The following is a 22,942-nucleotide window of genomic DNA, read 5'->3' on the forward strand; positions in this document are numbered from 1 at the left end:
TGCTGCTGGTGGACTACCTCACGAGCAGGATCGAGTTGATCGCGGTGAAGTCCCACGGCACGGACGGGCCGGTGCAGCGTGCAACCGAGGACGCCGTCGTATTCAGTGCGTGCGGGACTCGGCGAAGTCGAGCCAGTGGGTGGTGTCGGCGGGGGTGTGGTGGCGGATCGACCAGTCCACCTGGCGCAGGGACATGTGGGCCCAGTAGAGACGCAGTACCTCGGGAGACAGGGTGGTCTCGAGGAGTTCGTCGAACCAGGTGAGGTTCGCGCCGGGGAGACGGACGTGGGCGTCGAAGCGCAGCGTCACCAGGGCGAAGTGGCGGTCGCCGCGGCCGATGCCGTCCCAGTCGACGATGCCGGTGATCTCGTCGGCGTCGGTCAGTACGTTGCCGGTGTGGTAGTCGAGGTGCACGAGGTCGTCACCGGTCATTCCGTCCGGCTCGGCGCGGCCGACCTCGTGGATCCAGCGAAGGAGCCGGCGGGTGCGGTCGTCGTACCGCTGGAGGGATTCGTGCAGGCAGAAACCGGGGCCGCTCTCGAGCAGGTGCATCGACGGGACCGGCAGGCCGGCGCCCAGACCGGTGAACTGCTCGGTCATCGCGATCATCGACTCCAGCAACGCCCGGTCGGCCTTGTCCGGCGGGCTGCCCGGTAGCCGCTCCTGGACAACGCCGACGTAGTCCGCGAGCTCGGCCAGCAGTTGGTACTGCGGGACCGGCAACCCGTGCGACCGCGCCGCGTCCAGAGCGGACGCCGTACGCCGCAACTCGTCGAGTGATCCGTGGCCGCGGGTGAGAACAGCGTCACGGCCGTCCGGCCACCGGACGAAGGCGGCCCCGACCTCGCCGCCTGCTGCCGGACCGACGTACTCGAGGCCGGCGCCCGTCGTCCGGTTCACCTCCAGCATCAGGTGCTGTGCGTCGAGCTTCGGAACAGCGGCGGGCACACCCTCGGCAGTCACGCCGCCCGACCCTACCCGGCCGTTCCTGCTGCCAACCGTCGTCGGCCGGCTCGCCTACCTGGCAACGGGGTAGACCGTGCCGGTGTACTTCTCGCCGGGGCCCTGGCCGGGTTCGTCCTGGATGGTGCTGGCCTCGCGGAAGGCGAGTTGGAGGGAACGGAGGCCGTCGCGGAGCGGGGCGGCGTGGTGGTGGCCGAGGGCAGGACCCGCCGCGTCGAGCAGGCCGGCCAGCGAGTCGATCAGCGAACGGGCCTCGTCGAGGTCCTTGTGCTCGGGGAGGTCGGCGGCCAGGCCGAGGTTGACGGCGGCCGCGCTCATCAGGTGGAGTGCTGCGGTGGAGATGATCTCCACGGCGGGGACCTCGGCGATGTCGCGGGAAGCGGTGGCGAGGGGGTCCGGCTGCTGCTCGGACGGGTCTGCGGGCGGAGTGGCATCTGCGTCGGTCATGCTGCTACTCTTGCATGGCGACCGACCTGGTCCGATGGTGACCCCTGAGCGGAATACTCGAGGGTCACCGGTGGTTCAGGTCAAAGCGGAGGGCCACCTCCCACCCAGTCGATGAACAGTCGGCGGGTCCCGGTCATGGTACGGCGTATCGCCCGTGGGGTTGGGACGTCGTACATCTGGGAATTGGGCCTTCGTGTGATCGCACGAGGGCCTTCTTGTTTTTCCAGGAAGCTCCGGTGTGATCACAAGGTGGCAACCCAGTACTAGTTCAACCCAGGAGGACCCATCACCACTGATTTGCGCGTCAACGAGCGCATCCGCGTTCCCGAGGTGCGGTTGGTCGGACCGAACGGTGAGCAGGTAGGCATCGTCCGGATCGAGGACGCACTGCGGCTGGCCCAGGAGGCCGACCTCGACCTGGTCGAGGTCGCGGCGACCGCACGGCCTCCGGTCTGCAAGTTGATGGATTTCGGCAAGTACAAGTACGAGACCGCGCAGAAGGCGCGCGAGTCCCGCCGGAACCAGACCAACACCATCATCAAAGAGATGAAGCTGCGGCCGAAGATCGACCCGCACGACTACGAGACCAAGAAGGGTCACGTGGTGCGGTTCCTGAAGGCCGGGGACAAGGTCAAGATCACCATCATGTTCCGCGGTCGCGAGCAGTCCCGGCCGGAGCTCGGCTTCCGGCTGCTGCAGCGGCTGGCCGAGGACGTCAGCGAGCTCGGCTTCGTCGAGTCGTCGCCGCGTCAGGACGGCCGGAACATGATCATGGTGCTCGGACCGCACAAGAAGAAGTCCGAGGCGCGCGTGGACGTGGAAGCCGAGAAGGCGAAGCGGAAGGCCGAACGGGAGGCCGAGGAGCAGGCGGAGCGCGCGGAGCGCGCCGAGCAGGCCCAGGCCCACGAGGCCGAGCGCGCAGCCGGAGTGACCAAGAAGCCGAAGGGTCCGGCCGACAACCTCGACCCGGAGTGACGAACCGCTCCGGCTGCCGAGGCGGCCGGAGCCGTCACACCGATGATCGAGTCAACGAAGAAAATCAGGAGCACACAGCCATGCCGAAGATGAAGACCCACTCGGGGATGAAGAAGCGGGTCCGGGTCACGGGATCGGGCAAGATCCGTCGTGAGCAGACCGGTGTTCGTCACCTCGCCGAGGCGAAGTCGTCGAAGCGCAAGCGCCGCCTGTCGGGCACCGTCGAGGTCGCCCCGGCGTACGTGAAGAAGGCCAAGAAGCTGCTCGGCATCTGAGCAAACCCCCACCCCAACATCCCCCGCCGAGTGGGCTCCGTCCGGCTCCGGCGCAGAAATACAAGGAGTAACACCTCATGGCACGCGTGAAGCGGGCAGTCAACGCCCACAAGAAGCGCCGGGTCGTACTCGAGCAGGCCAGCGGTTACCGCGGCCAGCGCTCGCGGCTGTACCGCAAGGCCAAGGAGCAGGTCACCCACTCGCTCGTCTACGCCTACCGTGACCGCAAGGCGCGCAAGGGCGACTTCCGCAAGCTGTGGATCCAGCGCATCAACGCCGCGGTCCGCGCCGAGGACCTGACCTACAACCGCTTCATCCAGGGCCTGCGCCTGGCCGAGGTCGAGGTCGACCGGAAGATCCTCGCCGACCTGGCCGTCAACGACCCGGCCGCGTTCTCCGCGCTCGTGCAGGTGGCCAAGGCCGCCCTGCCGGCGGACGTGAACGCGCCGAAGAGCGACGCCGCGGCCTGAGCCGCACCCCCGAAGTAGCAACTCGAGTGGCGAGTCCCGGTCTGCTGACCGCGCAATCCGCGCGGATCAAGCAGGCTCGGCGGCTCGCCACTCGCGCGTTCCGGCGCAAGTCCGGCCGGTTCCTGGTCGAGGGCCCGCAGGCCGTCCGGGAGGCGCTCGAGCACCGCGAGCTCGTCGTGGAGGTGTACGCCGAGCCCGCCGTGGCCACCCGGCATCGCGACCTCCATGACCTGGCCGCGGCATCCGGTGTCCCGTGGATCGAGGTCGACCGGGCCGCCGTCGAGGCGCTGAGCGAGACCGTCACCTCGCAGGGCGTCGTCGCCGTCTGCTCGCTCGTGACCGTGCCGCTCGGCAGCACCGGGAAGTTGATCGCGGCCGGAGTACAGGTCCGTGATCCCGGCAACGTCGGCACCTTGATCCGTACGGCGGACGCGGCCGGGGCGGATGCCGTCGTACTGTCGTCGGAGTCCGTCGACCCGCACAACCCGAAGGCGGTCCGGGCCAGTGTCGGCAGCATCTTCCACGTCCCGATCACCACGGACGTCGACATCGTCACCGCCGTACAGGCGTGGCGCGAGCAGGGCCTGCAGGTGCTGGCCGCCGACGGGTACGGCGCGACCGACCTGGACACGTGCATCGACGACGGCACGCTCGCGAAGCCGACCGTCTGGCTGTTCGGCAACGAGGCCCACGGTCTGCCCGACGGCATCAACGCCGTGGTGGACCACTCGGTCAAGGTCCCGATCTACGGCCGCGCCGAGTCCCTGAACCTCGCGACCGCCGCAGCTGTCTGCCTGTACGCGTCGGCCCGCGAGCAACGCCGGTGACGGGCCTGCCGTTCGACCTGCCGGGGCGGTTCTGGCGAGGGAACCTGCACACGCACTCGGACCGCTCCGACGGTGCGTTGTCACCGCGCGAGACCGCGGCGGTGTATCGCGACGCGGGGTACGACTTCGTGGCGATCACAGATCATTTCCGGCCGGAGTACGGGTTCCCGATGACGGACACGCGGGAGCTGCGGACGGACGGATTCACCACGCTGATCGGCGCGGAGTTGCACGCTCCGCTCACCGAGGCCGGGCAGGCGTGGCACATCGTGGCGGCCGGACTGCCGCTGGACTTCGCGGCGCCTTCGTCGACCGAGACCGGTCCGGAGCTGGCGCGCCGGGCGCGGGCCGCCGGTGCGTTCGTCGGGATGGCTCATCCGGCGGCGTCGCTGCTGTCGGCCGTGGATGCCGAGAGTCTGGACGCGGCCCATTCGGTCGAGGTCTACAACGCGCTCGCCGACCGGGAGAACCGCGGCGACAGCTGGCACCTCACCGACGTCCTGCTGAACCGCGGTCACCGGCTGACGACGTACGCCGCCGACGACGCCCACCTGCAACCGCAGGACCCGCCGCCGTGCCAGGCGTGGGTCCACGTCCGCGCCGAGGTCCTCGAGCCGGACGCACTCCTGGCCGCTTTGAAAGCCGGCCACTTCTACTCCAGCACCGGGCCCGAGCTGTACGACGTACGCGTCGAGGCGGACGTGGTCGTGGTCCGCTGCTCGCCCGCCACGAAGATCCTGCTGAGCGGCGGCCACCCCGGCGCAGAGGTTGCCCAGGGCACCGATCTCACCGAGTGCTCGCTACCGCTGGCCCTGTTCCGCGGCACCCACTGCCGCATCACAATCGAGGACGCCTCAGGCGCCCGCGCCTGGACGAACCCGATCCATCTGCCACCCCGCCCTGCCCGCTGACCCGCGGAGCGTGGCGGCTACTTCTTGACGCGGGCTTCGAGGCCGTCGAGGAGGGCGTCGAGGCCGAAGACGAAGTTCTCGGTGAGGCTGGTGTCCAGGCCGGCCGACGTACGGCGGCGTACCGATTCCTGCATCTCGGGGTAGTCGACGGCGACCGCCTGGGCCTCTTCGAGTCGCTCGCGGACCCAGCTCTCCTCCGAGCGGCCGGACTTGCGGACCATCTCGCGGGTCGCGACCTCGGCGCTCACCGTGCCGAGCACGTACGACATCACGCTGCCCATCGCGAGGTCGATGTCGTGGTCCGAGAAGCCGGCCGCGCCGAACAGCGCCAGACCGCGTTCGCCGAGCGCCATCGCGTGCGGGCCGATGCTCGGGCGGGTGTACATCACCTCGGGCAGCCACGGATGCCGCAGTACGGCGGACCGCAGGCTGTGCCCGAACAGCAGTGCCCCGTTCCGCCAGCCGGCGAGCTCCGGCTCGGGGACGTCGATCTCGGACCAGACCTCGTCGATCAGCAGGTCGACGAGGTCGTCCTTGGTCGGCACGTGCCAGTAGAGGCTGGTCGCGCCGGCGTCGAGCTTCGCGGCGAGCTTGCGCATGCTCAGCCCGGTCACCCCGTCGGCGTCGAGGATCGCCATCGCCGCGGCCACGATCTGCGCCCGGCTCAGCGTTTCCTTCGGAGGCGTGGCCTTGCGCTCCCGAGTCCAGATCGAGTCCGTCATGCACCCATCCTACAAAGCACTCGCACACCGTTCGAGTTCGTCGTACAGTGTGCGAGTGACTAGTACACCGTTCGAGTCCACCACCGGGCATCCCCGGCGCTGGTGGATCCTGTTGATCCTGTGCTTGAGCCTGATGGTGCTGGTGGTCGACAACACCGTGCTCAACCTGGCGATCCCGGCGCTGATGCGGGACCTGGGCGCGACGCCCGCGGACATCCAATGGGTGATCGACGCGTACATCCTGGCGTTCGCCGGCCTCCTGCTGACCGCCGGAAGCCTGTCCGACCGGTTCGGGCGGCGGAAGATGCTGCTGCTCGGGCTGGTCGTGTTCGGCGCGGCGTCGCTGCTGGCCACGCTGGCCGAGACGCCGTGGCAGCTGATCGCCTGCCGTGGGCTGATGGGTGTCGGCGGCTCGCTCCTGATGCCGAGCACGCTGTCGATTCTGTTCACGGTGTTCCCGCCGGAGGAGCACCGCAAGGCGATGGCCGGCTGGTCGATGGTCGCGATGGTCGGCGTGGTGGCGGGTCCGACGGTCGGCGGCGTCCTGCTGAACCACTTCTGGTGGGGCTCGATCTTCTGGCTGAACGTGCCGATCGCGATCCTGGCGATCGTCGGCTCGCTGGCGCTGATCCCGGAGTCCAAGGGCCCGGCGCGCGATGTCGACCCGGCGGGCGCGGTCCTGACGATCGTCGGTATGGCGTCGATCGTGTGGGCGATCGTCTCGATCCCGGCGCACGGCTGGAGCTCCGGCCGGGTGCTCGGCGGGCTGGCGGTCGGAGTGGTCGCGCTGACCGCGTTCGCGCTGTGGGAGCGGCGGAGCGCGCATCCGATGGTGCCGCTCGCGTTGTTCAAGGACCGGCGGTTCAGCGGTACGAGCTTCTCGATCGTGCTGCTGTCGTTCACCGCGGGCGGGTTGATGCTGGCGTTGACGCAGTACCTGCAGTTCGCGCTCGGGTACTCGCCGCTGAAGGCCGGACTGGCGCTGCTGCCGTACGCCGTGGCCGCGGCGCTGTTCAACGGGCTGGGCGCGACGCTCGGGAAGAAGCTCGCCGACCGGACACTGATCTCGCTCGGTCTGGCGATCATCGCGGGCGGGTTCGCGATCCTGACCCAGGTGTCGGACTCGACCGGGTACGGACTGCTGATCGTCGGCCTGCTGGTGATGGGGATCGGCGGGGGACTGGCCGGTCCGGCGGCGTACACGCTGCTGATGCAGGCCGTTCCAGCGGAACACCGCGGGGTCGGCTCGGCGATGAACGACACCGTCCAGCAGACCGGTGCGGCACTGTCGGTCGCGGTCCTGGGCAGTGTGCTCGCGGCGGCGTACTCGTCGGCGCTCCCGGACTCGGTCCCGGAGGCGGCCCGCAAGTCGATCGCGGACACGCTCGCGCTCGGACCGGACTTCCTCGCCGCCGCCAGGCACGCGTTCACCGACGCGATGTCGATCGCGATGACGGTCGGCGCGATCGGCGCGGTGGCCGGTGCGGTGGTCGCGCTGGCGGTGCTGCCGACGGGCGAGGCGAAGGTGGAGGACGCCGTACCGGCGGTGGACGACCCGGTCCGCTGACAGCATGAATCCATGACGCGACGGTGGCTGATCGACCTGCCGACCCGGCTCCATCTGTGGTCGGCGGAGTTCCAGCTCCGCCACCGTCCGTCGTCGGATCCGGCTCGGCTGCGAAATCTCGACCTCCTCCGGGAATACCGGAAGAGCCGGGCGTTTCCGCGCAACGACACCGGCCTGCGCAGTACGCCGTACTTCGTGGACAGCGCGGGCCGGCACTGCGCGGTCGGCCACCTGATGCGCGAGGACGGCGAACACGACGCCGTACGGCGGATCGCGGCGACCGCCAACCTCGCGCGCATCGACGACATGGACCCGGCCGACCTCGCGTGGGCCGGCCGGTCCGGACTGACCAAGCGCGAGCTCGCGCGGATCCAGCCGAACTACACGAGCAGCGGTCAGAGCGCACTCAACCTGCTGCTCTGGACCGCACTGATGCTGGTTCCGTTCGCGGTGCTGTCCGGCTTGCTCGGACGGATCCGGCCGGAGCGCACCTCGGTGCGGCAACGGCTGATCGGCGCCACGGTCGTGCTGTGCACGCTCTGGTCGGTGCTGGGGTACATGCTGAGCTGGATGAGCGGCCTCCACAGAGGCGACTACCTCATGCTGGTCTGGCTGGGGTGGATTGTCGTGATCGTCGGGCCGATCGCGGCCACGGTGGTGCTGGCCCGGCTGGTCTCCCGCGAGAGGCTTCGTGCCGAAGCGGTCGCACCGGTCACCGGATTCGCAGCCGGCGGGCTGATGACGGTCCTGATGGCGATCTACCTGCTGGCCGGCGCCGTCGACCAGCACGGCCGCGAGACGCCGGGCGATCCGATGTGGGACGACGGTCCGTCGGTCTCCTTCCCGGTCGGCTCCGGGGCGCTTCTCATCGGCCTACTGACCCTCGCCTGGTCGCTGCGTACGCTCCGCCAGGAGAGTCGTGCCTGAGTACCAGGCGCTCGCCAACGTTGTCCTGACCTGCCTGTTCCTGCTGCCGCCGATCGGCCTCGGCATGATGCTGGCCGGGCGCTCACGAGGGAACCGCTCGGTGCTCGAGTGGGCCCGTGCCCTCGCGATCGTGACGATCGTGCTGGCCGTCGTGTACGACGTGGCCGGGGCGGTGTTCCTGCTCCTGTCCGAGCCCCGCGACGGCTCGTGGATGACACCACCCGGCGCAGCGGACGATCCGTACTTCTACCTCCCGGTCGGCGTCGGCGCCTTCCTCGCCGGCCTCGGCATTCTGGTCGGCGCGGTCCGGGCCCGCTACCGCCTGGGCTGATCGGCAGGGCGGTTGTGGACGGCCGATTCACGGTATTCGGGTTCGGGTTTCTAGACTGCAAGCCGAAGACGTACCAACCCGAGAGCGAGCCATGTCCGGTCCCAACACTGATTACGACCCGGTCGAAGTGACGCCGCTGCATGCCGAAGAGGTGGAGCGGACCCGCGACGAGGCGCTGACGGCGTTTACCGGGGCGGCTGATCTGGCCGCCCTGCAGGAGGCCAAGTCCACCCATCTCGGCGACAAGTCGCCGATCGTGCTGGCGAACCGGGAGATCGGCGCGCTGCCTCCGCAGGCCCGCAAGGAGGCCGGTCAGCGGATCGGTGCCGCCCGGAAGGCGATCAACGAGGCCTTCGCGGCCCGGCTCGCGGTGCTCGAGGCGGAGCACGAGGAGCAGATGCTGGCCACCGAGCGCGTCGACGTGACGCTGCCGTGGCACACCCCGGAGCTCGGCGCGCGGCACCCGCTGTCGCTGATCTCCGAGCAGGTCGCGGACGTCTTCACCGCGCTCGGCTGGGACGTCGCCGAGGGCCCCGAGGTCGAGGCCGAGTGGCTGAACTTCGACGCCCTGAACTTCCAGCCCGACCACCCGGCGCGGCAGATGCAGGACACCTTCTTCGTCGAGCCGGCCGGCTCCGGCAAGGTACTGCGGACGCACACGTCGCCGGTGCAGGCGCGGTCGATGCTGACCCGCAAGCCGCCGATCTACGTGATCTGCCCGGGACGCGTGTTCCGCACCGACGAGCTGGACGCGACGCACACGCCGGTCTTCTACCAGGTCGAGGGCCTGGTCGTGGACGAGGGCATCACGCTCGCGCACCTGAAGGGCACGCTCGACCACTTCGTCGTGTCGATGTTCGGCGAGGGCCTCGAGGCGCGTCTGCGGCCGAACTTCTTCCCGTTCACCGAGCCGTCGGCCGAGGTGGACCTGAAATGCTTCGTCTGCCGCGGCGCCTCCGTCGGCAACCCGGACCGCCCGTGCCGCACCTGCGGCAGCGAGGGCTGGATCGAGTGGGGCGGCTGCGGCGTGGTGAACCCGCGCGTCCTGCAGGCCTGCGGCATCGACACCGATCGGTACTCCGGTTTCGCCTTCGGCATGGGCCTGGAGCGGACGCTGATGTTCCGCAACGGCGTCGAGGACATGCGGGACATGGTCGAGGGTGACGTGCGGTTCAGCCGCCAGTTCGGGATGGAGATCTGATGCGGGTCCCACTGTCATGGCTTCGTGAGTACGTCGACCTGCCGGGTGACGTCACCGGCCGCCAGGTCGCGGAGCAGCTGATCCGGGCCGGCCTCGAGGTGGAGACCGTCGAGGAGTCCGACCTGACCGGGCCGCTCGTGGTCGGCAAGGTGCTCACGTACGAGAACGAGCCGCAGAAGAACGGCAAGACCATCCGCTGGTGCTCGCTCGACATCGGCAAGGACGAGCCGCAGTGGGTCGTCTGCGGTGCGCACAACTTCGAGGTCGGCGATCTCGTGGTCGTCGTGCTGCCGGGCGCGGTGCTGCCCGGCGGGTTCGCGATCTCGGCGCGCAAGACGTACGGCCACGTGTCGAACGGGATGATCTGCTCGAGCGCGGAGCTCGGCCTGGGCGACGACGGGACGCACGGCATCGTCGTCCTGGAGCCGGGTGAGGGCACGCCGGGTGACGACGCGATCGAGCTGCTCGCGCTGCGGGACGACGTCCTCGACATCGCGGTGACGCCGGATCGTGGGTACTGCCTCTCGATCCGCGGCGTGGCCCGCGAGGCCGCGACGGCGTACGGCGTGGCGCTGAAGGACCCGGCGGACCTGACACTGACCGGATCCGGTGCGGGCGGCTATCCGGTGCGGGTCGACGACGCCGGGGCGTGCAGCGTGTTCGTCACGCGGACCGTGACCGGGATCGACCCGAAGGCGCTGTCGCCGCGGTGGATGCAGAAGCGGCTGCTCGCGGCCGGCATGCGGCCGATCTCGATCGGGGTCGACGTCACGAACTACGTGATGCTCGAGCTCGGTCAGCCGATCCACGGGTACGACAAGGCGCGGTTGTCCGGCGAGATCGTCGTACGGCGGGCGAACGCCGGCGAGAAGCTGATGACGCTGGACGACCAGACCCGCGAGCTGGACGCCGAGGACCTGCTGATCACCGACGACTCCGGGCCGATCGGTGTCGCCGGGGTGATGGGTGGTGCATCGACGGAGATCTCCGACGCGACCACCGACGTCGTGATCGAGGCCGCGCATTTCGACCCGATCGTGATCGCGCGGGCGTCGCGACGGCACAAGCTGTCGTCGGAGGCGTCGCGGCGGTTCGAGCGCGAGGTCGACCCGGACCTGCCGCGGTACGCCGCGCAGCGGGTGGCGGACCTGCTCGCCGAGTACGCCGGCGGCACGGTCCTGCCCGACGAGACCGTCGTCGACACCCACCCGGAGCCCGCCCCGGTGACGATCCGCGCCGACCACCCGGCTCGCGTCGCGGGTGCGCAAATCACGCTGACCGACACGCTGCGGCACCTGCGGTCGGTGGGCTGCACGGTCGACCGGGCCGCGGCAGACGCGGTGGCTGCTCCGCTGGCCGCCGGCGTCCACTCGCCGGCGCTCGTGATCGAGTCCGCCGGCTCGGCGCTCACCCAGCCCGGCACGGCGGCGCAGGCGGTTCCCGCTTCCGGTGCCTCGGCCGGTGGCAGTGCGGTGGCGGCGGGACTGGCCGGTGACGACCTGCTGACCGTGACTCCGCCGTCGTGGCGGCCGGATCTGCGGGACCCCAACGACTTCGCCGAAGAGGTCATCCGGCTGTTCGGGTACGACAACGTGCCGTCGATCCTGCCGTCCGCGCCGGGCGGGCAGGGGCTGACCGTGTCGCAGCAGCGGCGGCGGAAGGTGGCGACCGCGCTGGTCGGCGCCGGTCTGACCGAGGTGGTGTCGTACCCGTTCACGGGTGACGCCGACTTCGACGCGATGGGCATCCCGGCCGACGATCCCCGCCGTACGACGGTCAAGCTCGTCAACCCGTTGTCCGACGAAGAGCCGTCGATGCAGACCACGCTGCTCGCGACCCTGCTCCGGACCGCCGAGCGCAACGTCGGCCGGGGCGCGAACGACCTGGCGATCTTCCAGACCGGCCTGGTCTTCGTCCCGAAGGCGGAGACGAAGGCCGCGCCGCTGCCGTCGGTCGCGCAGCGCCCGAGCGACGCCGAGGTCCAGTCGCTGTACGACGCCCTCCCGGACCAGCCGCTGCACGTCGGAGTCGTGCTGACCGGTGCGCTGACCCCGACCGGTTGGTGGGGCAAGGGCCGCCCGGCCGGCTGGGCCGACGCGGTGCAGATCGCGCGGCTGATCGCGTCCGCGGTCGGTGTGGAGCTGGTCGTGAAGAACACCGAGCTCGCGCCGTGGCACCCGGGGCGGTGCGCCGAGTTCTCGATCTCGGACACCGTGGTCGGGCATGCGGGTGAGCTGCACCCGAAGGTGTGCCAGGCGTTCGGGCTGCCGGCCAGGTCGAGTGCGGTGGAGCTGGATCTCGACGCGCTGATCGCGGCAGGCCCGGAGTCGGTCGCGGCGCGGCCGTTCTCGTCGTACCCGGTGGCCAAGGAGGACGTCGCGCTGATCGTCCCGGCCGAGGTGTCGGCGGCGGACGTGCAGGCGGCGCTGGCCGAGGGTGCGGGCGAGCTGCTGGAGGCGGTCCGGCTGTTCGACGTGTACACCGGCGAGCAGATCGGCGAGGGCAAGAAGTCGCTGGCGTTCGCGCTGCGGTTCCGGGCCCCGGACCGGACCCTGAAGGAGAACGAGGTCGCCGACGCGCGCCAGGCCGCCGTCCAGGTCGCCGTCGACCGCTTCGGCGCCGTCCAACGGGTCGGCTGAGATGAGTGGCGCCGCGCGCCGGCTCGCCCGGGCTTCGCGATGAGCAGGGCCCATCCGCGAGTTGCCGTCGCGGCGCCGAACGCGGCAGCGGCCGACGCTGGTGTGCGGGTGGCCGCGGAAGGCGGCAACGCCGTGGACGCCGCGATCGCCGCCACGCTCGTCACGATGGTGAACGAGATCGGCGTGGTCTCACCGGCCTCGGGCGGCTTCGTCACGTTGCAGGTCGCGGGCGGGGACCCGGTCACGATCGACGGCTGGGTGGAGATGCCCGGCCGCGGCCTGTCCGCCGAGCAGTTCGGCCGCGGCGTCTGGGACGTCACCACCGACTACGGCGGCGGTACGACGACCACGGTCGGCCACGGCTCCGTCGCCACACCGGGCGGGATGAAGGCGCTCGACCTCGCCCACCGCCGCTCCGGCAAGGCGCCGTGGCGCGAGGTCGTCCAGCCCGCGATCGACGTCGCCCGCAACGGCTTCCCGCTGAGCCGGACGTCGGGCTACTACCTCGGCTTCACCCACGAGATCATCTTCGGCTGGCACCAGCCGAGCCACGGCGTCGTGCACGACCACGACGGCGAGGTGATCAAGGCCGGTACGACGATCGTCATCCCGGAGCTCGCCGAGGCGCTCGAGCTGATCGCCCGCGACGGCGCCGAGACCCTGTACACGGGGCAGCTCGCCCAGCTCCTGATCCACGACATGGCCGCCAACGACGGCATCCTCACCGCGGAGGACCTGGCCGCGTACGAGGCCGTCGTACGCCCGGCCCTGGTGGTGAAGCAGAACGGCTGGCGCCTGGCGACCAACCCGCCGCCCGCCGTCGGGGGAGTCGCTGTCGCCGCGATGCTCGCGCTGCTGGACGGCGTACCGTCCGACGGCAGTTGGAACCAGTCCGAGCTGGAGCGGCTGATCGACGTCCAGCACGCCGTGCTCGGCCGGCGGCTCGCCGAGCTCGACGAGGAGGACGTGCGCAAGCTGGAAGGTCAGCGGGTGCTCGAGCTGGCCTCGGCCGGCGACCTGCGCGCGCTGACTTCGCCCAGTACGGCGACGGTGTCGGTCGTGGACGACGAGGGTGACGCCTGCGCGATCACGGTCTCGTCCGGGTACGGATCCGGTGTGCTCACCCCCGGGACCGGCATCTGGCTCAACAACGCGCTCGGCGAGCAGGAGCTCCTGCACGGCGGGCCGCACAGCCTCGCGCCGGGCACCCGCCTCACCTCGAACATGGCGCCGAGCGTCGCCCGCCGCGACAGCGACGGTGCCGTGCTCGCGATCAGCTCGCCCGGTTCGGACCGGATCCCGACCGCGCTCGCCCAGGTCTACGCGCTCTACACCCACGGCGGCCTGCCGCTCCGCGAGGCCGTCGAGCACCCGCGCCTGCACGTCCGCGTCCGCGAGGACGTCGTGGTGGACTTCGAGGACGATCTGCCGGTCTCCGGCTCGACCGCGCTGCCGTCCCGCCCGATGCCGCCGCACTCGATGTACTTCGGCGGCGTGGCAGCCGCGTTCTGGGACCCGGCCGACGGCCTCCTCGCCGTCGGCGACCCGCGCCGTACCGGAGCGGTCGCGATCTCGTCCTGAGCGGTAAGGTCAACAATCTGACAGCGAGGACACGGAAAGGCAGCTGATGCGGGACACCCAGCCCGAGCTCTCCGTCGTCGTACCGATGTACGACGAGGAGGAGGTGCTGCCGATCTTCTTCGAGCGGATGCACCCGCTGCTCGACGGCCTGGGCATCACCTACGAGCTGCTCGTGGTCGACGACGGCAGCCGGGACCGGACCGCGGCGCTGCTCCTCGACGCGGCGAAGGACTGGCCGCAACTCCGGGTCGTACGGCTGCTCCGCAACTCCGGTCATCAGGCAGCGCAGTCGGCGGGGTTCCGCCGCGCCCGCGGCCGGTACGTCGTCACGATCGACGCCGACCTCCAGGATCCGCCCGAAGTCATCGCCGACTTCCTGCAGGCTGTCCGCGAACAGGACGTCGACGTCGTGTACGGCGTCCGCTCCGACCGCTCCAGCGACTCGTGGCCGAAACGTACGACGGCCCGGCTGTACTACCGCTTGATGTGCCGCCTGGTCGGCAAGCAGATCCCGTTCGACGCGGCCGACTTCCGGCTGGTGACCCGCCGGGTGGTGGACGCCGTGAACGCGCTGCCCGACGACGGCCGGGTGTTCCGCCTCGTCATCCCGTGGCTCGGCTTCCCGAGTACCGAGGTCCCGTACGTCCGGGCGGAGCGGGCCGCCGGGTCGACGAAGTACAGCGTGTCCAAGATGGTCCGGCTCGCGTTCGACAGCGTGACCGCGTTCTCGGCGGCGCCGCTGCGCCTCGCGACCTGGCTGGGCTTGCTCGGCGGCGCGATGTCCGGGTTGTTCGTCGTCGGCGCGCTGGTGATCAAACTGACCGGCCGGAGCATCCCGGGCTGGACGTCGACCGTGCTCGCGGTCAGTGTGATCGGCGCGATCCAGTTGCTCTGCCTCGGCCTGCTGGGGGAGTACGTCGCCCGCCTGTTCCAGTCGAGTCAACGCAGACCGCAGTTCCTCGTCGGCTACGACAGCCTCGACGACCACGGACATCAGGACCCACTGCACGAAAGCACCCCTTCCAACAGATGAAGCGGTCCCTCCCGTGGCTGCTGCCGATCGCGGTGGCGGCCGGTGGGTTCGCAGCGCTAAGTGACGTCGGCCCCGGTCCGCTCCTCAAGTACGCCGTCTACTTCGCGGCCGCGATCGCGCTGCCCGGCACGCTGTTGCTGCGGGCCGCGTGGCGCAGTACCGGGAACTGGGCCGAGGACCTCGGTCTCGGGTCGGTCGTCGGCGCGACGTGGCAACTGATCGGCTGGGCGATCTTCACCGCACTCGGCTGGCAGCGCTGGCTCATCGTCTGGCCGGCGCTGGTCCTGCTCGGCTTCGCGATCGCCGGCCGGCAGCATTTCCGGATCACCGAGCCCAAGCCGCTGCCGGTCGCGTGGACGTGGGGCTTGGCGGTGTCCGCTGCCGTGATGGTCGGCGCGACGACGTTCGGCGTGATGGCGTACCACCCGATGCCGCCGCACGGCGAGGCGTACTACCCCGACCTCCTCTACCACCTGTCGATGGTGCAGGAGCTGATCCGGTCGGTGCCGCCGGAAACGCCGCAGGTGGTCGGTGAGCCGCTCGAATACCACTGGTTCGCCAACGCCGACATGGCCGCAGCAGTGGACGTCACACGCCTGACACCGATGGTAGTGCTATTCCGTCTGTGGGTCCTGCCGTGGCTCGTCGTTTCACTGCTCGTCTGCGCGACACTTGCCCGCACGGTCAGTCGCACCTGGTGGACCGGAGTACTCGCTGCTCTCGCGCTGGCCGCGCCGCAACTGTTCCTGCTCGTCGACACGAGTGTGAATCTGGCCCCGCCGGTCAGCCTGCTCAGTCCGTCGCAGACGTTCGGCATGGTCGCGGCTGTCGCCGTCGCGGTGTTTCTGATCGACCTGCTGTTCAAGGACGGCAGTCGCTGGCTCTGGCTGATCACAGTGCCTGTTGCAGTCGTCGGCGGTGGGTCCAAGCCCGCTGTGCTGCCGTTGCTGATCGCGGCCGTCGGCCTCGCGGCGCTCTACCTATTGGTGACGACGCGGCGGTTGCCGTGGCGTTCGATCGGTACGGCGGCCGTACTGCTCGTCGTCGGCGCGATCACCTTCCTGACCGTCGCCGGAAGCACCAGTGGCTCGCGAGTGCAGTTCCTCGCCGTACTGAAGTCGCTGCCCGTCTACACTGCAGCGACAGGTGACAAGACGCAGCCAGGTGCCGGCGGCCTGATCCTCCCGGCGCTGGCACACGGCGAAGTGATCGGCACGCTGAGCCTGCTGCTCGGTCTGCTGCTGACGCTTCAGGCGATGTCGTGGGCAGGGTTCGGAGTGGCCGGCCGCAAGGATCCGGTCGCGTGGTTCCTGCTCGGTGCGATGATCGCCGGCTGGCTCGGGTACCTGCTGATCGATCATCCGTCGGTCAGCGAGTCGTACTTCGTCTACACCGCGGCGCCGTTCAGCCTGGCCGGAGCGGGATGGTTCGCAGCGACCAGTGCCCGCGCGGCGGGCCGGCCGATCCCGATAGCGATCGCCGCCTTCGTCCTGTCGATCCTGTACGCCGGTCTGCTGGTCTGGGCACGCGGTGTACCTGCCGCGTCGACAGGTCGGCAACTGTGGCTGAGCACGCGGATGCTGCTCGTCGTACTCGGCATCACCCTGTTCCTGCTCGTGGCGTGGCGCCTGTTCTTCCGGCAAGCAGGCGGCGGCATGTTTGTCGTACTGGTGCTGCTCTCGACCGCCCCGATCAGCTCCTTCCTGCAGAGCGCCGTCCGGGGTGACACCGAAAAGGCGCCGACGTACCGAGCGGCGCGCTGGTGGGTATACCCCGACGAGGCCTCGGCCGCGCTGTGGCTCGGGCGGCATTCCGCGCCGACCGACGTGGTCGCGACCAACACCTGGTGCCGCCCGGCCGGCCCGCCCGCGCCGGGCTGCGACGCGCGCGGCTATCTCGTCAGCGGGATCGCCGGCCGCCGCACGCTCGTCGAGGGCTGGGCGTACACGAGCCAGGCGATGGCGAAGCAGGGCGACAACGGCCGCCGCTACACCGAGCAGCCGTCACCGTGGCCGGACCGCGTCGCGCTCACCAACCAAGCCATCACGGCACCGACCCCCGAGCTGCTGCGCAGGCTGCGCGACGAGTACGGCGTGCGCTGGCTGTACGCCGACGCGCGCAACGGGCCCGTGGCGCCGGTGCTCGACCGGCTCGCCGTACGACGACACAGCGTGGGGAAGATCCTGATCTACGACCTCGGAGAGTGATTGTCCCGTAACATCGGGTCTGCATGGGCCGTTACGTCTGTGCAGGCCCGCCCGCCCCGCGGCCGCAGCAATGCACCTGATTGCTCGGGAGGGCGGGACACATGCGGGCAACCCGACCGGGGGCCATTCTTCTTGCCCTCGGCCTGTTGAGTCTGGGCACGATCTCCGCGAACGCCTACCAGGTGCCGACCGCACCGTTCGGGCAAGGGGACTCGGCCACCACGGTGATGCCGGGTTCGGGGCTGCGGCAGACGATCACCGTGAGCGGGCTGACCGAGCTCGGTGATCCGACGACCGCGGGCTTCCGTGGTATCGGCCCGGCCACGTACCAGCCCGCGATCGAGACCAAGACTCCGGCGCAGGACGTGGTGGTGAACACCGGCGACTGCGCGTCCACCGGCGGCTGTGGCGATCGCGGCACGCTGACGATCACGTTCTCCCAGCCGGTGCGCAACCCGGTGCTGCACCTCGGCGGTCTGGGCGGCTCCGTCACCCGGACTGTCAGCGGCCGGACGACCGCGCAGTCCGAGCTGCACTCGATCCTGAAGCTCGCCACTCCCGGCCTCAGCCTCACGAAGCTCGGCCAGGGCAACAACCTCGCCGTCACCAGCGACACGATCACCGCCGCGAACCACGACGCCGGCCCGAACTGCGTGAATACCAAGAGCCCGTCAGGCCTGGACACCTCCGCGACCGCCGCCTGCGGATCGGTCCGCGTCAACGGCGTCGTCACCACGGTCGCGTTCGACATGTCGGCGCTGTTCACGAAGCATCCGAAGCTGCCGGCGCTGAACACCGGCTCCTCGGGCGACGCGTTCTCGATCGTCGCGTCCACGCCCGAGGACTTCGGCGATGCGCCCACGACGTACGGCGCGGCGTGGTCGGTGCTCAGCGACGTACACCTCGGCAAGGACGTCACCGAGGACAACGCCGCGATCGCCAACGGCAGCACCGGCCCGGCCACACCTGACCAGTCCGACGACGGTGTCGTCTTCAAGCCGCTCCGCACGAGTCAGGCGTCGTACTCCGCCGACCTGCAGCTTGCCGGTACGTCGAAGGCGGGCCGCGCGTGCGCGTGGATCGACCTCAACGTCAACGGCGCGTTCGAACCGGGCGAGCGGGCCTGTGCCGCGTTCGCCGCCCAGCAGTCGACGATCACGCTGCGCTGGTCCGAGCTCGCTCCGAAGGCCGGAGCGTCGTACGCGCGGGTCCGGGTCGGGTACGACGTCGCGCAGGTCGAGAAGCCGACCGGGGCCGCGGATGCCGGTGAGGTCGAGGACCACCAGTTCGCGATTACGCCGCCGCCCCCGCCGGTGCCGGTCGACGACACCGTGACGACCGGGTTCGGCACCGCGGTCGTCGTACCGGTGCTGGCCAACGACAAGCCCGGCGATCCGGCCGCGCCGCTCACGCCCGGCACCTTGTGCCTGGTCAACGGCAGCACCTGCGTGCAGATGGTCAACGTCGTCGGTCAGGCGAAGTACGTCGCCAAACCCGACGGCACCGTCCGCGTCGAGCCGGTGCCGGGCTTCGTCGGTACGGCCAAGCCGATCACCTACCGCGTTGCCGACAGCAACGGCACTGCGGCTACCGCCAAGCTGACCGTGACGGTGTCCCTCCCGGCGCGCCCGGTGGCCAACCCCGACACCGTGACCACTCCGCAGAACGTCAGCGTGGCCGTCAAGCCGCTCGCCAACGACCGCGCCGCCGCGGGTGTGCAGCTGGCCTCCGGCTCCGTCGTACTGCGTGATCCGGCCGACGCGACGTTCAAGAAGAAGGTCGTGATCGCGGGCGAAGGCGCGTACGTCGTGAAGCCGGACGGTGGCGTGGACTTCGTCCCGGTGCCGCAGTTCACCGGCGTCGGGACGTCGATCGGCTACCGCGTCGCGGACACCACCCACCAAACCGCTGAGTCCACGCTGGCCGTCACAGTCACCGCGGTCACGCCGACGGCCAACGGTGACTCGGTTTCGACGGCGTTCGACACCGACATCGTCGTACCCGTGCTCGACAACGATCTGCCCGGCTCGCCGGACGCGCCGCTCGTCCCCGGATCGCTCCGGCTGGTGGACCCGGCCAGCAAGCAGCTCGTCGCGAAGGTGACGATCGCCCGGCAAGGCACCTTCCTGGTGACCGGCGGGAAGGTGAACTTCCAGCCGGTGCACGGCTTCACCGGAGTCGGGACACCGGTGACCTACCAGGTGCTCGACAAGAACGGTACGGCGGCGCGCGCCGATCTCACGGTCTCCGTCGCGGCGCCCGGCCCTCCGGTCGCGAACCCGGACACCATCACGACTGTGCAAGGGCAGTCCGTGGTGGCAACAGTGCTGGCCAACGACGAGCCCGGCCCGACCGGCGCGGCGCTGAAGCCGGGCAGTGTGCGGCTCCTGACGGCGACCAGGCCGGTGCTGTCACTTGTCGTCGCAGGCGAGGGCAAGTACTCGGTCAGGACCGACGGCACTGTGGTCTTCGACCCGCTGCCTGCCTTCAGCGGTAAGGCGACCGCGGTCGGCTATCAAGTGGCCGACGGCAACGGAGCGATCGGGAAGTCGACGCTGACGGCCCGCGTGACGAAGGTCCAGCCGGACGCGTCCGACGACACCGCGCGGACGGCGTACGACACGAAGGTGACCGTGCCGGTCCTGGCGAACGACACCGCGGGCGACCCGTCGATCCCGCTGGTACCGAGCACCGTCCGGCTGATCGATCCGGCCACGAAGCGGCCGACGGCGACGCTCGTGGTCCCCGGCCAGGCGAAGTACACGACGACGGCGGAGGGCGCGGTCGAGGTCGACCCGCTGCCCAAGTTCACCGGCGCCGCGACCCCCGTCAGCTACCGCGTCGCGGACGTGAACGGTACGCCGACCACCGCGACGCTGACCGTCACGATCGCCAAACCACCGGCCCCGACCGCGACACCCGACACAGCGACCGGCAAGCAGAACGTCACGCTCCGCGTGAACCCGCCGCTCAACGACCTCGCGGGCTCCGGGACCACGCTCGACCCGCGCAGCCTCCTGCTGGTCGATCCGGCCGACGGAGCGCTGAAGAAGCTGGTGAAGCTCCCGGGCCAGGCCGACTACCAGGTCAACCCGGACGGAACGGTGACCGTCGATCCGCTGCCCACGTTCACCGGCACGGCAGCCAAGGTGACGTACCGGATCGCCGACGAGTTCGGTCAGACCGCGCGGTCGACGATCACGGTCACGATCGCGCCGATCACCCCGGTCGCGGCCGACGACACCGCGCGGACGCCGTACGGCAAGAAGGTCACGGTGAACGTGCTGGCGAACGACAAGCCGGGTGACCCGACCGCCCCGCTGGTGCCGGGCAGTCTGCAGCTCGTCGATCCGGCCGATGGATTGCCGAAGGCAACGGTACGGATCCGGAACGAGGGTGTGTACACGGCCGGCGGGGGAGCGGTCCGGTTCGAGCCGGGCGCGATGTTCCGCGGGCCCGGTACGCCGCTGACGTACCAGGTGGCCGACCGGAACGGGACAAGGACGACCGCGCGCTTGACGGTCGCGGTCGGTCAGCCGCCGGTCGCGATCGCCGACACCGCCTCCACACTGCAGAACGTCACTGTGACGGTGAACGTGCTGTCCAACGACCGGCCGGGCACGGACGCGAAGCTCGACCGCGGTTCGGTCGGCCTGCTCGGTGCGGAGGGGTACGTGAAGTCTCGGACGGTCGCTGGGCAGGGCACGTATGCGGTGCAGCCCAGCGGTGCGATCGAGTTCGATCCGCTGCCCGCGTTCCGCGGCCAGGCGCGCGCGGTGCAGTACCGGGTCGCGGACTCGGACGGCAACTACGCGGCGTCGACGCTGAGCATGACCGTGACAGCGGTCAACCCGGTCGCCGTCAACGATTCGGCGATCACGCCGTACGGGCAGGCGCTCACGGTCAAGGTGCTGGCGAACGACAAGGCGGGCGACGCGTCCGCGCCACTGAAGCCGGCGAGCCTGGTCATCAAGGACGCCAGCGGGCGCTACGGCAAGACGCTGACGCGTGCCGGTGAGGGGACGTACTCCGTCGACGCCTACGGAGCGGTGACGGTCACGCCCGCCAAGGCCTTCCAGGGCGTGACGACGCCGACGACGTACCGGATCGCGGACGCCAACGGCACCACCGCGGAGGGCCTGCTGCTGGTGACGGTCGGCAAGGGGCCGTCGGCGGTGGCGGACGAGGTGAGCACGAAGCAGAACGTGACGGTCGCCGTCGATCCGCTCGCGAACGACGAGCCGGGGACGGGCGCGCAGTTCGACCGCGCGTCGGTCCAGGTGTACCGCGGGGCGTGGGGACCGAAGGCGGTGATCCCGGGGCAGGGCGTGTTCACCGTGAAGTCCGGCCGGATCACGTTCGATCCCGAACCGGCGTACCGCGGGGTCGTGTCGGTCGCGTACCAGGTCAAGGACTCGACCGGGAACCCGGCGAGTGCATCCGTCACGGTGACGGTCGCGCCGGTCGTGCCCGTGATCAAGGACGACGCTGCGAGCACGCCGTACGAGACCGCGCTCACGGTCGACGTCCTCGCGAACGACGAGCCGGGTGACGTGAGTGCTCCGCTGGTAGCGGGCGGCGTACGGCTGGTGGATCCGGTGACCGGAGCCGCGGTGCCGGCGCTGGTCGTGCCGGGGGAGGGGACGTTCACGGTGCAGCCGTCCGGCGCGATCCGGTTCGCGCCGGTGGACGGGTACGCCGGGGTGGCGGTCCCGGTCGGGTACCAGGTGGCCGACCGCAACGGAACGATCGGCGCCGGATCGTTGACGATCACCGTGCAGGCTCGGCCGGTGGCGGTGCCGGACGAAGCGCGGACCAAACAACACGTCGCGGTGGCCGTCGATCCGCTCGCGAACGACAAGCCGGGTCCGGGCGCGACCCTCGACCCGAAGTCGCTGCTGCTCGTCGGGCCGAGTGGTGCACTGGTCGATCAGGTGGCGATCGCGGGGCAGGGCACGTACGTCGTGGCCGACGGCAAGGTGACGTTCACCCCCGACGCGACGTTCTCGGGCACCGCGCGGCCGGTGGCGTACGACGTGAAGGACAGCAACCGGAACTCGGGCCGCGCGACGATCACCGTGACGGTCGTGCCGGTGCGTCCGGTGCTCGTCGACGACAGTGCCAAGACCGCGTTCGGTACGGCGGCCGTCGTGAACGTGCTCGGCAACGACAAGGCCGGTGACCCGTCGGCGCCGCTCCGCCCGAGTTCCGTCGTCCTGCGGGATCCCGCCGACGCCAAGGAGAAGAAGTCCGTGACCGTGCCGCGCGAGGGCACGTTCGCGGTGGATGCCGCCGGCGCGGTCACCTACACGCCGGCGAAGGGTTTCGTCGGTACGACGCGTGCGCTGTCCTATCGGGTCACCGACGCGAACGGAACGTCGGGCACCGCGCTGCTCGACGTGACCGTCGCCGGACCGCTGCTCGCCAAGGCGGCACCCGACACCGCGACCGGTACGCCGGGCAACCCGGTCGCGGTGAACCCGCTGCTCAACGACAGCGGGGAGATCAGGCCGAGCTCGGTCTGCCTCCGGACGCCGAGCGGCACGTGCGCGAAGAACGTCACCAACGGCGCCGGCACCTGGACGGTCGGCACGGACGGAACGGTCACGCTCAAACCGGTGGCCACGTTCACGGGCACCGCGAAGGTGACCTACGAGCGGACCGACGACACCGGCGAGATCGTTGCCGCGCCGGTGAAGTTCACCGTCGGGGCCGCACCGGCCGCGGAGCCACGCACCGTCAACCGCACCCACCTGGCCGCAACCGGTGGCCCACCAGCGATCGTCCTCACCCTCGGCATCCTCCTCGCCGCGCTCGGCGCAACCCTGGTCGCCATCGCACGCACACGGAAGTGATCTCCAGGCCA

The 22,942-nt window shown here is 70.4% G+C and carries 17 protein-coding genes; 14 read left to right on the forward strand and 3 right to left on the reverse strand.

The annotated features are described in order from the left end of the window. Positions 1 to 102: 102 nt before the first annotated feature. Positions 103 to 963, reverse strand: coding sequence for a phosphotransferase enzyme family protein (locus tag BJY22_RS16380; RefSeq protein ID WP_337758740.1), 861 nt, complete (start codon positions 961 to 963; stop codon positions 103 to 105). A gap of 54 nt (positions 964 to 1,017) precedes the next feature. Beyond that, positions 1,018 to 1,410, reverse strand: coding sequence for a DUF1844 domain-containing protein (locus tag BJY22_RS16385; RefSeq protein WP_167207714.1), 393 nt, complete (start codon positions 1,408 to 1,410; stop codon positions 1,018 to 1,020). A 297-nt stretch (positions 1,411 to 1,707) separates the two neighbouring features. Here BJY22_RS16385 and infC point away from each other — a divergent pair, with 297 nt between their 5' ends. The 5 genes from infC to BJY22_RS16410 all read left to right on the forward strand — a co-directional run bounded on the left by infC (position 1,708) and on the right by BJY22_RS16410 (position 4,868). Continuing rightward, positions 1,708 to 2,385: a translation initiation factor IF-3 gene (gene infC / locus BJY22_RS16390; RefSeq protein WP_202891138.1), complete on the forward strand. Its 678-nt coding sequence runs from the start codon at positions 1,708 to 1,710 to the stop codon at positions 2,383 to 2,385. 80 nt (positions 2,386 to 2,465) lie between these two features. Next, complete coding sequence (rpmI, locus tag BJY22_RS16395) at positions 2,466 to 2,660, forward strand: 50S ribosomal protein L35 (RefSeq protein WP_130383713.1); 195 nt, start codon at positions 2,466 to 2,468, stop codon at positions 2,658 to 2,660. Positions 2,661 to 2,737: 77 nt separating this feature from the next. Beyond that, positions 2,738 to 3,130 (forward strand): 50S ribosomal protein L20, encoded by a 393-nt coding sequence (gene rplT / locus BJY22_RS16400; RefSeq protein ID WP_131367113.1) that lies wholly within the window; start codon positions 2,738 to 2,740, stop codon positions 3,128 to 3,130. Positions 3,131 to 3,156: 26 nt separating this feature from the next. Beyond that, the gene (locus BJY22_RS16405) at positions 3,157 to 3,957 is read left to right on the forward strand and encodes a TrmH family RNA methyltransferase (RefSeq protein ID WP_167207716.1); all 801 of its coding nucleotides are present in this window, start codon (positions 3,157 to 3,159) and stop codon (positions 3,955 to 3,957) included. After that, a complete protein-coding gene (locus tag BJY22_RS16410; protein WP_167207718.1) occupies positions 3,954 to 4,868 on the forward strand; it encodes a CehA/McbA family metallohydrolase in 915 nt (304 codons plus the stop codon). Before BJY22_RS16405 ends, BJY22_RS16410 begins: the two co-directional genes overlap by 4 nt. 17 nt (positions 4,869 to 4,885) lie before the next feature. Here BJY22_RS16410 and BJY22_RS16415 read toward each other — a convergent pair whose 3' ends face one another. Further along, entirely contained in the window at positions 4,886 to 5,590 is a 705-nt protein-coding gene (locus BJY22_RS16415) for a TetR/AcrR family transcriptional regulator (protein WP_167207720.1), read from the reverse strand. 55 nt (positions 5,591 to 5,645) lie between these two features. Here BJY22_RS16415 and BJY22_RS16420 point away from each other — a divergent pair, with 55 nt between their 5' ends. The 9 genes from BJY22_RS16420 to BJY22_RS16460 all read left to right on the forward strand — a co-directional run bounded on the left by BJY22_RS16420 (position 5,646) and on the right by BJY22_RS16460 (position 22,931). Then, complete coding sequence (locus tag BJY22_RS16420) at positions 5,646 to 7,157, forward strand: MFS transporter (protein WP_337758741.1); 1,512 nt, start codon at positions 5,646 to 5,648, stop codon at positions 7,155 to 7,157. Between the two features lie 12 nt (positions 7,158 to 7,169). Then, on the forward strand, positions 7,170 to 8,084 hold the full coding sequence (locus BJY22_RS16425; RefSeq protein WP_167207724.1) for a hypothetical protein: 915 nt from the start codon (positions 7,170 to 7,172) through the stop codon (positions 8,082 to 8,084). Then, positions 8,077 to 8,415 carry a hypothetical protein gene (locus BJY22_RS16430; protein WP_167207726.1) on the forward strand — a complete coding sequence of 113 codons (339 nt, stop codon included), beginning with the start codon at positions 8,077 to 8,079 and terminating at the stop codon, positions 8,413 to 8,415. Before BJY22_RS16425 ends, BJY22_RS16430 begins: the two co-directional genes overlap by 8 nt. 91 nt (positions 8,416 to 8,506) lie before the next feature. Then, complete coding sequence (pheS, locus tag BJY22_RS16435) at positions 8,507 to 9,616, forward strand: phenylalanine--tRNA ligase subunit alpha (RefSeq protein ID WP_167207728.1); 1,110 nt, start codon at positions 8,507 to 8,509, stop codon at positions 9,614 to 9,616. Further along, positions 9,616 to 12,255, forward strand: a complete 2,640-nt coding sequence (locus tag BJY22_RS16440; protein ID WP_167207730.1) for a phenylalanine--tRNA ligase subunit beta — start codon at positions 9,616 to 9,618, stop codon at positions 12,253 to 12,255. Before pheS ends, BJY22_RS16440 begins: the two co-directional genes overlap by 1 nt. A gap of 39 nt (positions 12,256 to 12,294) precedes the next feature. Further along, positions 12,295 to 13,836 carry a gamma-glutamyltransferase gene (locus BJY22_RS16445; RefSeq protein WP_167207732.1) on the forward strand — a complete coding sequence of 514 codons (1,542 nt, stop codon included), beginning with the start codon at positions 12,295 to 12,297 and terminating at the stop codon, positions 13,834 to 13,836. Positions 13,837 to 13,882: 46 nt separating this feature from the next. After that, positions 13,883 to 14,869, forward strand: a complete 987-nt coding sequence (locus BJY22_RS16450; RefSeq protein ID WP_167207734.1) for a glycosyltransferase family 2 protein — start codon at positions 13,883 to 13,885, stop codon at positions 14,867 to 14,869. Further along, positions 14,866 to 17,076, forward strand: a complete 2,211-nt coding sequence (locus BJY22_RS16455) for a hypothetical protein (protein ID WP_167207736.1) — start codon at positions 14,866 to 14,868, stop codon at positions 17,074 to 17,076. Before BJY22_RS16450 ends, BJY22_RS16455 begins: the two co-directional genes overlap by 4 nt. Positions 17,077 to 17,222: 146 nt before the next feature. Further along, the gene (locus tag BJY22_RS16460) at positions 17,223 to 22,931 is read left to right on the forward strand and encodes an Ig-like domain-containing protein (RefSeq protein ID WP_238350379.1); all 5,709 of its coding nucleotides are present in this window, start codon (positions 17,223 to 17,225) and stop codon (positions 22,929 to 22,931) included. Positions 22,932 to 22,942 lie beyond the last annotated feature (11 nt).

The sequence above is a fragment of the Kribbella shirazensis genome (assembly GCF_011761605.1).
In the GTDB taxonomy this organism is placed as follows: Bacteria; Actinomycetota; Actinomycetes; order Propionibacteriales; family Kribbellaceae; genus Kribbella; species Kribbella shirazensis.

Bases quoted from the DNA above. Each gene is read 5' to 3' on its own strand.
- BJY22_RS16385 (WP_167207714.1), bottom strand. From the start codon at position 1,410: ATGACCGACGCAGATGCCACTCCGCCCGCAGACCCGTCCGAGCAGCAG.
- rpmI (WP_130383713.1), top strand. From the start codon at position 2,466: ATGCCGAAGATGAAGACCCACTCGGGGATGAAGAAGCGGGTCCGGGTC.
- rplT (WP_131367113.1), top strand. From the start codon at position 2,738: ATGGCACGCGTGAAGCGGGCAGTCAACGCCCACAAGAAGCGCCGGGTC.
- BJY22_RS16415 (WP_167207720.1), bottom strand. From the start codon at position 5,590: ATGACGGACTCGATCTGGACTCGGGAGCGCAAGGCCACGCCTCCGAAG.
- BJY22_RS16425 (WP_167207724.1), top strand. From the start codon at position 7,170: ATGACGCGACGGTGGCTGATCGACCTGCCGACCCGGCTCCATCTGTGG.
- pheS (WP_167207728.1), top strand. From the start codon at position 8,507: ATGTCCGGTCCCAACACTGATTACGACCCGGTCGAAGTGACGCCGCTG.
- BJY22_RS16440 (WP_167207730.1), top strand. From the start codon at position 9,616: ATGCGGGTCCCACTGTCATGGCTTCGTGAGTACGTCGACCTGCCGGGT.
- BJY22_RS16445 (WP_167207732.1), top strand. From the start codon at position 12,295: ATGAGCAGGGCCCATCCGCGAGTTGCCGTCGCGGCGCCGAACGCGGCA.
- BJY22_RS16450 (WP_167207734.1), top strand. From the start codon at position 13,883: ATGCGGGACACCCAGCCCGAGCTCTCCGTCGTCGTACCGATGTACGAC.
- BJY22_RS16455 (WP_167207736.1), top strand. From the start codon at position 14,866: ATGAAGCGGTCCCTCCCGTGGCTGCTGCCGATCGCGGTGGCGGCCGGT.